Genomic DNA, 12058 nt, shown 5'->3' on the forward strand with positions numbered 1-12058 from the left:
ACGCACATGCGGGACAGCCACCGGGCTGAAGCGGAGCGGCTGTTGGGCCGCGCCGTGGAGGAGGAGGTGCGGCGCAGCGGCGGCCGCACGGACGACGCGATACTGCTCGCACGCGGGCGGGCGGCGCTGGATGTGATGGCCGCGAGCGCGAGCGAGGAGTACGCCGCGTACGAGCAGGCGCTCGCGGAGATCGAGGCGGAGCGGCAGCCGCTGTCGGAGCGGTTCAGCCGGCGCAATCTGTCGACTCCCGCACTGGTGACAGCGGTTGCCGCCGTCGCGGCGGCGGTCGCGGACGTGGCCCTGGGCACCACGCCCGGTACCGCGATCGGTGCCGGGGCCGTGGTCGCGGTCGCGGGGGCCGCGACCACGGTCGCCAAGGTGACCGCATCGCACTGGCCTGCGGCGCACCGCAGCGCGGGAGCGGCGGGGCAGCCCGGCGGGGCGGAGCAGCTGCGGCTGCAGTGGCTGACGGCGCTGGAGGTGCGGGGCATCCGCCCGTTCCTCGACCAGCAGCGGATGCTGGCGTCGGCGGCACGGCCGGCGAAGAAGGCAGCGGTGGTGCCGCAGCTGCGCGGAGCGGACCGCAGCGCGGCGGCCCGCCGCAGATCGGTGCTGGAGCAGTCGTTCGGTCATCTCCCGGAGCCCGACGGCCCGTTCGCGGGCCGGCGTGAGCAGATGAGCCAGATCGCGCAGTGGGTGCACGCGGCGCGTGCGTCGACGCAGACGCAGCCGACGGTGGTCGTGCTGTACGGCGCCGCGGGCTCGGGGCGCACGACGCTGGCGATACGGGCCGCGCATCAGCTCAAGGACCAGTTCCGGGGAGCGTGCGTGGTGGATCTGCGGGGCGAGAGCGGGCATCCGCTGTCCACGCGGGACGCGCTGCTGCATCTGCTGAACCGGCTGGGAGCACCGCGCGAGCAGTTGCTGTTCCGTGAGCGGTCGTCCCCGGAGCAGCAGGTGCGGCGGCTCGGCGAGCTGTACCACCAGCATCTGACGGGCCTGCCCGTGACCGTGGTGCTGGACGACGCGAGCGATCCGGCGCAGGTGCGGACGCTGGTGCCGGAGCGTTCGGACAGCCTGGTGCTGGTGACGGCCCGGCAGCGTCTCGACCTGCCGGAGGACATTCCGGCGTGGGTGCACCAGCTGCCCGTGGAGGCGCTGGACGCAGCGGGCGCCGACGAGCTGCTCCGGGCGGCGGCCGTGGAGACCGCGCCCGGCCCGTACGACGCCCAGGCGACGGACGCGGTGCGGGAGATGTGCGGCGGACTGCCGCTCGCGCTGCGGATCGCGGGGTCCTCCCTCGGCGAACGCAGCGCGGACCGGCTGGCGGCGGACCTGGGCGCGTACGGGCCGGTGGAGCCGGTGGAGCGTGCGCTGTGGCTGCGCTACACCGACCAGTCGGAGCAGGGCCGGCGGCTGCTTCGCCGCCTCGCACTGGCCGGCCGCGCCTCGCTCGGGGCGGCGGCTGCGGCGGCGCTGCTGGGGGCGGACGAGCAGGAGGCGCAGCGGCTGCTGTCCTCGTTGGCGCGGGCAGGCCTGATCGACCATGTGCGGGCGAGCCGCTACCGGCTGCACGACGTGGTGCGGGCGTTTGCGGCGGCCCGGCTGCTGGACGAGGAGGACGCGACGGACCGTACGGCCGCGCAGGAGAGGCTGATCGAGAACTACGCGGATCTGGCCGGTGCGGTGATCCGTATGGTCGACGGGAAGATGTCGACACGGGCGGGCCGGTTCGGCGCGCACGGCTTCTCGTCGCTGGATGCCGCCCTGCGCTGGCTGGACGACGAGTCGAGCTTCATCACCTCCGCGCTGCGGCATGCGGAGGGGGTGAACCAGCAGGCCGTGCTCGGGCTGCTGGGTGCGTTGTGCGACTACTGCCTGCTGCGCGGCGACCTGTACCGCCTGGGTGAGATCAGCGAGCTGACGCAGGCGGTGGACCAGGGGCTGCTGGAGCGTTCGGTGCGCTGGCGTACCGGTATCGCGGCACGTCAGCTCGGTGAGCTGGACAAGGCACGGACGACGCTGTCGTCCGTCGTGGGCCTGTACCGGGAGGCGCAGCACGACGCGGGTGCGGCGCTCGCGCTGTGCTCGCTGGGGATCACGCTGCACCACCAGGGCAATCTGACGGAGGCGGCGGCGAAGCTGCACGAGGCGATCGAGCTGCAGTCGCCGGACGAGCAGGCCGAGGACCGGGCGTGGTCGCTGCATGCGCTGGCGGCGGTGGAACGGGACCGGGCGAACCTGGCGGAGTCGCTGCGTCTGCTGGACACCGCGCTGCGGCTGCACCGCGAGGGCGAGTCGCTGCACGGGGAGGCCTGGACGCAGTTCCAGCTGGGCCAGGTGTGTCTGCGGATGGGTGATGTGGCGGACGCCGAGTCGGCGCTGCGCACGGCGCTCGATCTGTACGGCCGCACACACGACGACCGCGGTGAGGCATGGGCGCTGACACAGCTGGCCCGGGCCCGGCTGGTGGACGGCGACCCTGGCGCAGCGGTCGACGAACTGCGGTCGGCCCTGTCGCGGCATCGCGAGAACGAGGACGCCCGCGGCGAGGCGTGGACGCTCTACTACCTGGGCCAGGCGCTGGAGGAGCGCGGCGACCGTGACCAGGCGGTGCGGGAGCTGGAGCGGGCGCGGACGATGTTCTCGCGGATGCGGGACGTGTACGGGCTGGCCTGCGCGCGGCACCACTCGGGCCGGGTCACCCGCGACCAGCGGGCGGCGCAGACGGGCAACCTGCGCAATTCGGGGTTCGCCCGCCAGCTGCTGATGGACGCGCGTGCGGACTTCGCCCGGATCAAGGTCGCGCACGGCGAGGCGTGGACCTGCCTGGAACTGGCGCTGATCGACGCGGGCAACAACCGGGCTCCGCAGGCGCTGGCCCTGTGCGACGAGGCGGCAAAGCTGTTCGCCGCGTACGAGGACAGGCGGGGCGCGGACTGGGCGTCGTTCCTGCGCTGCACGCTGCTGCCGTACGCGTCCCCGGGCGGGACGGAGGTCGGCACGGTGGTGGCGCAGGAGGAGCTGTCACGTCTGATGGCGACGCCGCATGCGTTCCGCGACGCGAAGCTGGAGGACTGCGCGGAGGCGCTGGCGGTGATGCTGGAACGCGGTGTCCGCCTGGAGGACGGCTGGCAGGCCTGGCACCTGGGCCTGGTGCCCAACCGGCACGCGCGGGAGGTGATGGGGGTACCGCTGGAGGCGGTGAAGTGACCCCGCCCGCCGGACGGACATGTTCCGTCCGGCGATCGTGGGCACGGCCCAGGGCCGTGCCCACGACGGCGGCCGTGCGCCCGGGTGTCTCGGGTCCGCCCGCCGGTGTCGTCAGGCCGAGCCGTGAGCCTCGGGTGCCTTCCGGGCCTTGGGCGTCTTCGGCTCCTCCGGCTCCTCCTCGAAGTTGACCCGCCCCATGTGGCGGTTCATCGACTTCATCAGGAGCCAGACCCCCACCGCCAGCGCCGCGAAGACGAGAAAGCCCAGGACACCGGGGGTGACCTTGTTCTCGTCGAGCTCCTTGGCGAGGGTGGCGACGTGTGTCATGGCGAGGTTTGCGCTTGCGCTCATGTCAGGCATTGTCGCGGATGCCCGCGAAGAGGTCGCTCTCGGGGAGGGAGGTATCGACGAGGGACTTGGCGAGCTCGTACTCCTCCGTGGGCCAGACCTCCTTCTGGATCTCCATCGGCACCCGGAACCAGCCGCCGTCGGGGTCGATCTGCGTCGCGTGCGCGATCAGCGCCTTGTCGCGGGTCTCGAAGAAGTCGGCGCACGGCACATACGTGGTCAGAGTCCGCTCGGCGCGCTGGAACTCCTTCCAGCGCTCCAGCCACTCCCCGTACGGGGACTCGATGCCCCGCGCCAGCAGGGCCTCGTGCAGCGCGACCGTGCGCGGGCGGTTGAAGCCCTGGTTGTAGTAGAGCTTCTGCGGCTGGTACGCGTCGCCGTACTCGGACTCGGGGAACTTCTCGGTGTCCGCCGCGCCCTCGAACGCCACCATCGTGATCTTGTGCGTCATGATGTGGTCGGGGTGCGGATAGCCGCCGTTCTCGTCGTAGGTCGTGATGACCTGCGGGCGGAAGGCGCGGATGCTGCGGACCAGCTCACCGGCCGCCTTGTCGATGTCCTCCAGCGCGAAGCAGCCCTCGGGCAGCGGCGGGAGCGGGTCGCCCTCGGGCAGGCCGGAGTCGACGAAGCCGAGCCACTCCTGCTTGACGCCGAGAATCTCGCGCGCCTCGTCCATCTCCTTCCTGCGGACCTCGTGGATGTTCTCCTCGATATAGGCGTCGCCCTGAAGCTTGGGATTGAGGATGGAGCCGCGCTCGCCTCCCGTGCAGGTCACGACCAGCACGTCCACCCCCTCGGACACATACTTGGCCATCGTGGCCGCGCCCTTGCTCGACTCGTCGTCGGGGTGGGCGTGCACGGCCATCAGTCGCAGCTGCTCAGTCAAGACTCGATCCTCAATGATTCGTCGCGTCGTGCGCTCTCTATAGTGACCGAACCGGGAGACGGAAAATTCCTGTCTCGGGCATGCGAGAGGATCGATCATGGCGGCTGGACGCGAGGAGCTTCCGCAGGGGCGCTACGGGCGCTCGGCGGACGAGCGCGCGGACCGCACGCTGCGGACGGTCGGCGCGGTGCTGGGTGCGGGTCTGCTCGCGATGGTCGGCTGGTTCGGCTACGACTACATCGCCGAGCAGAAGATCAGCGCCGAGATGATCAAGTTCGACGTGGTCGAGGGTGCCGACGAGGTGCAGGTCCACCTCGAGGTGCGCAAGGACGCGGACGCCACGGGCACGTGCACCCTGCGCTCGCTCGCCGAGGACGGCGGCGAGGTGGGCCGTCTCGACGTACGGATCGACGCCCGGGGCGAGAGCAGGATCGACCAGGTCGTGACGATCCGCACGACCAAGCAGGCGACAAGTGCCGAGCTCATGGGCTGCGCCGCCGCCTGATCCCTGCCCGAGCCCCTCCTTCTGCAGGGCGGGTCGCCGCGCTGACCTGGGGCTCTCCCCTACTGGGGGCTTTTGTCCTCCCCCTTTCGCCCCGAAATTGTTAGGCTCGTGGTTTCGCCCATCCAGGAAGGACAATCCTTCTGGGTAGGGCGATGCTTTGTATTCCCAGTACCTACGAGGAGCACCTGTGACCCAGACCAGCGACAACGTCACCTGGCTCACCCAGGAGGCGTACAACCAGCTCAAGGCCGAGCTGGAGTACCTGTCTGGTCCCGCGCGAACCGAGATCGCCACCAAGATCGCGGCGGCGCGCGAGGAGGGCGACCTGCGCGAGAACGGCGGGTACCACGCGGCCAAGGAGGAGCAGGGCAAGCAGGAGCTCCGTGTGCGCCAGCTGACCCAGCTCCTGGAACACGCCAAGGTGGGCGAGGCCCCCGCGGACGACGGCGTCGTCGAGCCGGGCATGGTCGTCACGATCGCGTTCGACGGCGACGAGGACGACACGACGACGTTCCTGCTCGCCTCGCGGGAGTACGCGAGCGCCGACATCGAGACGTACTCTCCGCAGTCCCCGCTGGGCGTCGGCGTGAACGGCAAGAAGGTCGGCGAGGACGCGGAGTACGAACTACCGAACGGCAGGACGGCCTCCGTGAAGATCCTCGCGGCCAAGCCGTACACCGGCTGAGCCCGCCGCAGACACACGACGAAGGGGCCGGACCGCAATGCGCGGTCCGGCCCCTTGCCGTGTCCGGCTCAGGCAGCCGCCGAGCGGTACTTGCGCACCGCGAGGGAGCGGAAGAGCACGATGATGAGGACGGACCAGAGCACCGAAGCAATCACCGGGTGCTGCATGGGCCAGGCATCGGGAGCCTTGTAGCCCGGCGGGAAATTCCCGAACAGCTCACGCGCCGCCTGGACGGTCGCGCTGAAGGGGTTCCACTCGGCAATGTGCCGCAGGACGGTCGGCATGTTGTCCGAGGGGACGAACGCGTTCGAGATGAACGTCAGCGGGAAGAGCCAGATCAGGCCACCGGAGGTGGCCGCCTCCGGCGTCCGCACCGAGAGACCGATCAGCGCGCCGATCCAGGAGAAGGCGTAGCCGAGCAGGAGCAGCAGGGCGAAGCCCGACAGCACCTTCAGCCCGTTCTCGTGGGTGCGCCAGCCGACGAGCAGGGCGACGACGGCGAGAACGACCAGGGTGAGCGTGGTCTGCACCAGGTCGGCGAGTGTGCGGCCCGTGAGCACCGCCCCGCGCGCCATGGGCAGGGAGCGGAACCGATCGATGAGGCCCTTGTGCATGTCGTCGGCGATGCCCGCACCCGCTCCGGCGGTGGCGAAGGTGACGGTCTGCGCGAAGATGCCGGCCATCAGGAATTCGCGGTAGTCGGCCGCGGAGAGGCTGCCTCCCACGGAGATCGAGCCGCCGAAGACGTAGCTGAACAGCACGACGAACATCACCGGCTGGATCAGGCCGAAGATGATCATCTCGGGGATCCGGGTCATCCGGATCAGATTGCGCTTGGCGACGACGAGCGAGTCGCTGACCGACTGCTGGATGCCGCCGCGGGGCCGGGGTGCCGCGATCCGCGCGGACTCCGTCGAGGTGCTCACTTCGCGCTCTCCTTACGGGACTTGCGGTCGTGGCCGGGTTCTCCGTTCACCGGCCGGGCGTCCTCGGGCTCGCCGTTGCTCTCGCTCGCGACCTCGGCCGCGTGGCCGGTCAGCGAGATGAAGACGTCGTCGAGGGTGGGGCGGCGCAGACCGATGTCATCGATCTCCACACCGCGGGTGTCGAGGTCGCGGATGACCTCGGCGAGAAGCTTGGCGCCACCGGTGACCGGGACGGTGAGCTTGCGGGTGTGCTGCGCGATGGCGACCTCGCCCTTGCCGTAGGAGGCGAGGACCTCGCGGGCGGGGGTGATCTGGTCGGGCTGGTGGACGACGACCTCCACGCGCTCGCCGCCCGTGCGGGCCTTGAGCTGGTCGGAGGTGCCGCGGGCGATGACCTTGCCGTGGTCGACGACGCAGATGTCGTCGGCCAGGTGGTCCGCCTCTTCCAGGTACTGGGTGGTGAGCAGCAGGGTCGTGCCGCCGCCGACCAGTTCCTGGATGACCTCCCACAACTGCTGGCGGTTGCGCGGGTCGAGGCCGGTGGTCGGTTCGTCCATGAACATCACGGGCGGGGAGACGACGAGGGCCGCTGCGAGGTCGAGCCGGCGACGCATGCCGCCGGAGTAGGTCTTGGCGGGGCGGTCGGCGGCATCGGCCAGGTGGAACTTCTCGAGCAGCTCGCCCGCGCGGTTCTTCGCCGCGCGTGCGTTCATCTGGTAGAGGCGGCCGACCATCTGGAGGTTCTCGCGGCCGGTCAGATACTCGTCGACCGCGGCGAACTGGCCGGACAGGCCGATGGACCGGCGCACCTCGTTGGGGTGCTTGAGGACGTCGATCCCCGCGACGACGGCGGACCCGCTGTCGGGCTGGAGCAGAGTGGTCAGGACGCGCACGGTGGTGGTCTTGCCGGCGCCGTTCGGGCCGAGAAGTCCGAGGACCGTGCCTTCGGGGACGTCGAGATCGACGCCGTCCAGAGCCCGTACGTCGCCGAAGGTCTTCACCAGTCCTTCGGCGTAGATGGCGCCTGGCATAGGGGGTCTCCCAAGGTGACAGGTGGATGGGGCACGTCTGTGCGAAAGCGTGGACATCACGGCGGACCCATGGGAGCCGCCTGGCATGCTCAAACCATAACGCGATGTATCGCGTTACTCAAGTATGTCGCGACTACCCGCAAGCGGGTATCGCGTTGTGCCGAGCCCCGTCGCCGGGGCTCTGTCGCCGAGCCCGGCACCGGCCGGGTCGTGACGGAGGAGGTGTCAGGCCAGGACCGTGTACCCCGCGGAGCGCAGCGTCGCCGCGACCTCCTCGCAGTGCTCCGGACCCTTGGTCTCCAGGTGCAGCTCCACCTCCACCTCCGTGAGCCCGAGCCGCGGGTCGGTCCGTACATGGCTCACATCGAGAACATTGGCATCCGCCACTGACAACGCCCCCAAAAGCGCCGCCAGCGCACCCGGCCGGTCGGTCAGACGCAGCCGCAACGACAGATACCGTCCGGCCGCCGCCATGCCGTGCCGCAGGATCCGCTGCATCAGCAGCGGATCCACGTTGCCGCCGGACAGCAGCGCGACGACCGGGCCCTCGAACGACCGTGGATCGCTCAGCAGCGCCGCCACCGTGCTCGCCCCGGCCGGTTCGACGACCAGCTTGGCCCGTTCCAGACAGAGCAGCAGCGCGCTGGAGAGCTCGTCCTCGGAGACCGTACGGACCTCGTCCACAAGATCGCCAACGATTTTGAAGGGAACGTCGCCGGGCCGGCCCACCTTGATCCCGTCCGCCATCGTCGTCGGCGTACGGACCGACACCGGCCGCCCGGCCGCCAGCGACGGCGGATACGCGGCCGCACCCTCCGCCTGCACGCCGATCACCTTCACATCGGGCCGCAGTGCCTTCACCGCCACCGCGACACCGGCCACCAGACCGCCGCCCCCGACCCCGACGAGGATCGTGCGCACCTCCGGGCACTGCTCCAGGATCTCCAGACCCACCGTGCCCTGGCCCGCGATGATGTCCGGGTGGTCGAAGGGGTGGATGAGGACCGCGCCCGTCTCGCGCGCGAACTCCTCGGCCGCTGCCAGGGCCTCGTCGACGACCTGACCCTCCAGCCGCACGTCCGCGCCGTACTCCCTGGTCGCGGCAACCTTCGGCAGCGGCGCCCCCACCGGCATGAAGACCGTGGAGCGCACCCCCAGCAGCGACGAAGCCAGCGCCACCCCCTGCGCATGGTTTCCCGCGGACGCGGCGACCACCCCGGCGGCCCGCTCCTCCGGCCGCAGACCGGCGATCCGCACATACGCACCGCGCAGCTTGAACGAGCCCGTGCGCTGCAGGTTCTCGCACTTCAGATGCACCGGCGCACCCACGAGCTGGGACAGATGACGGCTGCCCTCCATCGCGGTCACCCGAGCGACCCCGGCCAGCATTTTCTGCGCCCCGCGGATGTCGTCGAGGATGACGGAACGCAGGATCTCGGGCGGGTGGAAGCTCATGGAACAAGTCTGACAGTTCGCCCCGCACGCCGGGTTGCTGTCCGAATCCCGGTCGGGATCCCACGGGATTGTGCAGCGCCCCTACGCAGCACGTCAGGGCCGCGTACTCTGTCCCCCACCAACCGACCACCGCACGAGAGAGCCCCCGCAGCCATGCCCACTTCTCAGGACATGACGACAGATCTCGGTCCCGGCCTCCTCGATGCCCTACAGCACCAGGTGGCCGTGTTCGCACGGCGCGCGGAGCAGACGCGCCTCGGCGGCGTCGGCCAGGTCCGCAACTCCATGGACCGCGCCGCCTACCTGCTGCTCAACCGCCTCGACCAGGAAGGCCCGATGGGCGTCAAGGCCCTCGCCGCGGGCATGGGGATCGACTCGTCGACCGTGACCCGCCAGGTCGCGCCGCTCGTCGACACCGGTCTGGTCAAACGCACCTCCCACCCGGAGGACGGCCGCGCGGTCGTTCTCCAGCTCTCGCCGCGCGGCCAGGCCCGCCTCGACGAGGTCCGTGCCTCCCGGCGCGAGCTGATGCGACAGGTGACCGAGGGCTGGACGGAGAGCGAGCGCGAGTCGTTCTGCACCCTGCTCACGCGCTTCAACTCCGCCCTGTCCGCCCGCGCGGCAGGGCTTCCCTCCTCGGAGACGGAGCCCGGACAGGCCTCCTGACCAGGGCCGCACGCGCGCCCGCGGCGCACCCCTTGACCCCGGTGCCGTTCTGGGCCCTATATGAGGACGTGAGCGAGCGGCACACGGCCCGGGATCACCGCCGCGCCCAGGAGTTCGAGTCCTTCGTCGCGGGCGCAGCCGGTCGGCTCCTCCATGCCGCCACGCTGCTCACGGCCGAGCCGCCCGGCGCCAACCCGCGCGCCGAGCAGCTGATCGTCGCCGCGCTCGCCCGCACCTACGCCGACTGGGACAGGCTGCGCGGCGAGGATCCGTACGACCGCACCCGCAAGGAACTCGCCACCCGCTTCGCGCACGGCGCGTGGCGTCACCACCGGGGCCGCGGCGGGGTGCTCGACCGCCTCACGCCGCAAGAACGCCTGGTACTGGTCCTGCGGCTGTACGAAGGAGTCGCCGAGGAGCAGGCCGCGGCGCTGCTCGGCATCCCCGCGGACCGGGTCCGGGCGATCCTGCTCCGCGCCGTCTCCGCCATGCGCAGCCGCACGCCGGCGCGGGGTTCCACGGAGCCACGGGCCCGACTGCGGGAGACGACATGAGCGGCTCCGACCGCAAGGAGAGCGAGGTACGCAGGATGCTGGAGCCCCGGCAGCCCGTCGTCCCCTCCGACCTCGCGCTCCGTGCCGCCGCCCACGGCAACCGGCTGTTGCGCCGGCACCGCGCGGTGCGCTGCGCGGTCTGGCTGCTGCTGCTCGCCGCCGTCCTCGCCTTCACGGTGTGGGCGCTCGCGAACGAACCGTGGGTGGTGCCGCCGTCGGACACGACGCCCCCGCTGGAGGGCGTCTGAGCCGCAGGGTTCCGCTATGTCACGGAACCGTCCGATTCACCCGTTCCCGGCGGATCTATCCTGGTAGCAGCGGCGCATGCTGCAAGTCGAGGAGGCCCTCATGACCAGGAAAGTGGCCGATTGCCGTAACAGCCCCAGTGTCTCGGGCTGCACCCTCACCATTACCGGCGAGGAGGAGGAAGTCGTACGGGCGGCCGCGGAGCACGCCGTCTCCGTCCACGAGCACGCCGACAGCCCCGAGCTGCGGCAGATGATCCGTGAATCCCTCGAGGACGAGAGAGTGGCCGCCTGATCCGGTGACCCCGCGCACAGGGCCCCGGCCGCGCAACCGCGACCGGGGCCCTGTGCCGCCGAGGGAAAACCCCGAAGAGGGCGTCAGTTCCCTCAGCCCAGCGCCTGCTTGAGGTCCGCCAGCAGATCGTCGACAGCCTCGATGCCCACCGAAAGACGCACCAGATCGCCCGGCACCTCCAGCGCCGAACCGACCACCGACGCGTGCGTCATCCGGCCCGGGTGCTCGATCAGCGACTCCACACCGCCGAGCGACTCTCCCAGCGTGAACAGCTTCGCGCGGTTGCAGACCTCGACCGCCGCAGCCTCGCCGCCCTCGACCCGGAAGGACACCATCCCGCCGAAGGCCTTCATCTGCTTCGCCGCGACCTCGTGCCCGGGGTGCTCCGGCAGCCCCGGGTACAGCACCTTCGACACCTTGGGGTGGCTGGTCAGCATCTCCGCGACACGTGTCGCGTTCTCGCTGTGCCGGTCCATCCGCACCGGCAGCGTCTTGATGCCGCGCAGCACCAGCCACGCGTCGAACGGACCCGCGACCGCGCCCATCGCGTTCTGGTGATACGCCAGTTCCTCGCCCAGCTCCGCGTCCGCCGCGATCAGCGCACCGCCGACGACGTCCGAGTGCCCTCCCATGTACTTCGTCAAGGAGTGCACGACGACATCGGCGCCGAGCGCGATCGGCTGCTGCAGATACGGGCTCGCGAACGTGTTGTCGACGACGAGCTTCGCCCCCGCCGCCCGCGCCACCTCCGCGATCGCCGCGATGTCCGTGATCCCGAGCAGCGGGTTCGACGGGGTCTCGACCCAGATCACCTCCGTACGGTCGTTGACCGCCGCCCGCACCGCCGCCGGGTCCGAGGTGTCGGCCACCGAGAAGTCCACGCCCCAGCGCTGGACCACCTTGGCGAACAGCCGGAACGTTCCGCCGTAGGCATCGTTCGGGATCACCACGTGCGCGCCCGGGTGCAGAACCGCACGCAGCAGAGCGTCCTCCGCCGCGAGACCGGACGCGAACGCGAGACCGCGCCGCCCGCCCTCGATCGCCGCGAGGTTCTCCTCCAGCGCGGTACGGGTCGGATTGGCGCTGCGGCTGTACTCGTAACCGCCGCGCAGCCCGCCCACGCCGTCCTGTTTGTAGGTGGACACCTGGTAGATCGGCGGCACGACGGCGCCGGTCAGCGGGTCTGCGGTGTTGCCCGCGTGGATGGCGCGGGTCTCGAAGCTGTGCAAAGTGTGGTCGTCGCTCATGA

The 12058-nt window shown here is 70.8% G+C and carries 13 protein-coding genes; 7 read left to right on the plus strand and 6 right to left on the minus strand.

The features are described 5' to 3' along the window. The first annotated feature begins 6 nt into the window (after positions 1–6). Positions 7–3213: a tetratricopeptide repeat protein gene (locus AC067Z_RS26130; protein WP_478792037.1), complete on the plus strand. Its 3207-nt coding sequence runs from the start codon at positions 7–9 to the stop codon at positions 3211–3213. Positions 3214–3324: 111 nt separating this feature from the next. Here the strand turns inward: AC067Z_RS26130 and AC067Z_RS26135 are convergent, their stop codons facing one another. Both AC067Z_RS26135 and mca read right to left on the minus strand, forming a co-directional pair. Next, positions 3325–3573: a hypothetical protein gene (locus AC067Z_RS26135; RefSeq protein WP_478792038.1), complete on the minus strand. Its 249-nt coding sequence runs from the start codon at positions 3571–3573 to the stop codon at positions 3325–3327. Beyond that, on the minus strand, positions 3566–4447 hold the full coding sequence (mca, locus tag AC067Z_RS26140) for a mycothiol conjugate amidase Mca (protein ID WP_478792039.1): 882 nt from the start codon (positions 4445–4447) through the stop codon (positions 3566–3568). Before mca ends, AC067Z_RS26135 begins: the two co-directional genes overlap by 8 nt. Before the next feature lie 97 nt (positions 4448–4544). Here mca and AC067Z_RS26145 point away from each other — a divergent pair, with 97 nt between their 5' ends. Both AC067Z_RS26145 and greA read left to right on the plus strand, forming a co-directional pair. After that, positions 4545–4952, plus strand: coding sequence for a DUF4307 domain-containing protein (locus tag AC067Z_RS26145; RefSeq protein WP_478792040.1), 408 nt, complete (start codon positions 4545–4547; stop codon positions 4950–4952). 187 nt (positions 4953–5139) lie between these two features. Further along, positions 5140–5637, plus strand: a complete 498-nt coding sequence (greA, locus tag AC067Z_RS26150; protein ID WP_478792041.1) for a transcription elongation factor GreA — start codon at positions 5140–5142, stop codon at positions 5635–5637. A gap of 68 nt (positions 5638–5705) precedes the next feature. Here greA and AC067Z_RS26155 read toward each other — a convergent pair whose 3' ends face one another. The 3 genes from AC067Z_RS26155 to ilvA form a co-directional block, all read right to left on the minus strand. After that, positions 5706–6563, minus strand: coding sequence for an ABC transporter permease (locus tag AC067Z_RS26155; protein WP_478792042.1), 858 nt, complete (start codon positions 6561–6563; stop codon positions 5706–5708). Next, positions 6560–7594, minus strand: a complete 1035-nt coding sequence (locus AC067Z_RS26160; RefSeq protein WP_478792043.1) for an ATP-binding cassette domain-containing protein — start codon at positions 7592–7594, stop codon at positions 6560–6562. The genes AC067Z_RS26155 and AC067Z_RS26160 overlap by 4 nt, the downstream gene beginning before the upstream one ends. Before the next feature lie 225 nt (positions 7595–7819). Beyond that, positions 7820–9049 (minus strand): threonine ammonia-lyase, encoded by a 1230-nt coding sequence (gene ilvA / locus AC067Z_RS26165; protein WP_478792044.1) that lies wholly within the window; start codon positions 9047–9049, stop codon positions 7820–7822. Positions 9050–9202: 153 nt separating this feature from the next. On the opposite strand from ilvA, the gene AC067Z_RS26170 reads away from it, so the two are divergent. The 4 genes from AC067Z_RS26170 (at position 9203) to AC067Z_RS26185 (ending at position 10809) form a co-directional block, all read left to right on the plus strand. Further along, positions 9203–9715 carry a MarR family winged helix-turn-helix transcriptional regulator gene (locus tag AC067Z_RS26170; RefSeq protein ID WP_478792045.1) on the plus strand — a complete coding sequence of 171 codons (513 nt, stop codon included), beginning with the start codon at positions 9203–9205 and terminating at the stop codon, positions 9713–9715. Between the two features lie 68 nt (positions 9716–9783). Next, positions 9784–10269, plus strand: a complete 486-nt coding sequence (locus AC067Z_RS26175) for a sigma factor-like helix-turn-helix DNA-binding protein (RefSeq protein WP_478792046.1) — start codon at positions 9784–9786, stop codon at positions 10267–10269. Next, the gene (locus AC067Z_RS26180; protein WP_478792047.1) at positions 10266–10517 is read left to right on the plus strand and encodes a hypothetical protein; all 252 of its coding nucleotides are present in this window, start codon (positions 10266–10268) and stop codon (positions 10515–10517) included. Before AC067Z_RS26175 ends, AC067Z_RS26180 begins: the two co-directional genes overlap by 4 nt. A gap of 100 nt (positions 10518–10617) precedes the next feature. Beyond that, entirely contained in the window at positions 10618–10809 is a 192-nt protein-coding gene (locus tag AC067Z_RS26185) for a DUF1059 domain-containing protein (RefSeq protein WP_478792048.1), read from the plus strand. 92 nt (positions 10810–10901) lie between these two features. Here the strand turns inward: AC067Z_RS26185 and AC067Z_RS26190 are convergent, their stop codons facing one another. After that, positions 10902–12056 (minus strand): cystathionine gamma-synthase, encoded by a 1155-nt coding sequence (locus tag AC067Z_RS26190; RefSeq protein ID WP_478792049.1) that lies wholly within the window; start codon positions 12054–12056, stop codon positions 10902–10904. Between the last annotated feature and the right edge of the window lie 2 nt (positions 12057–12058).

The organism is Streptomyces sp. NPDC043812 (assembly GCF_056436245.1).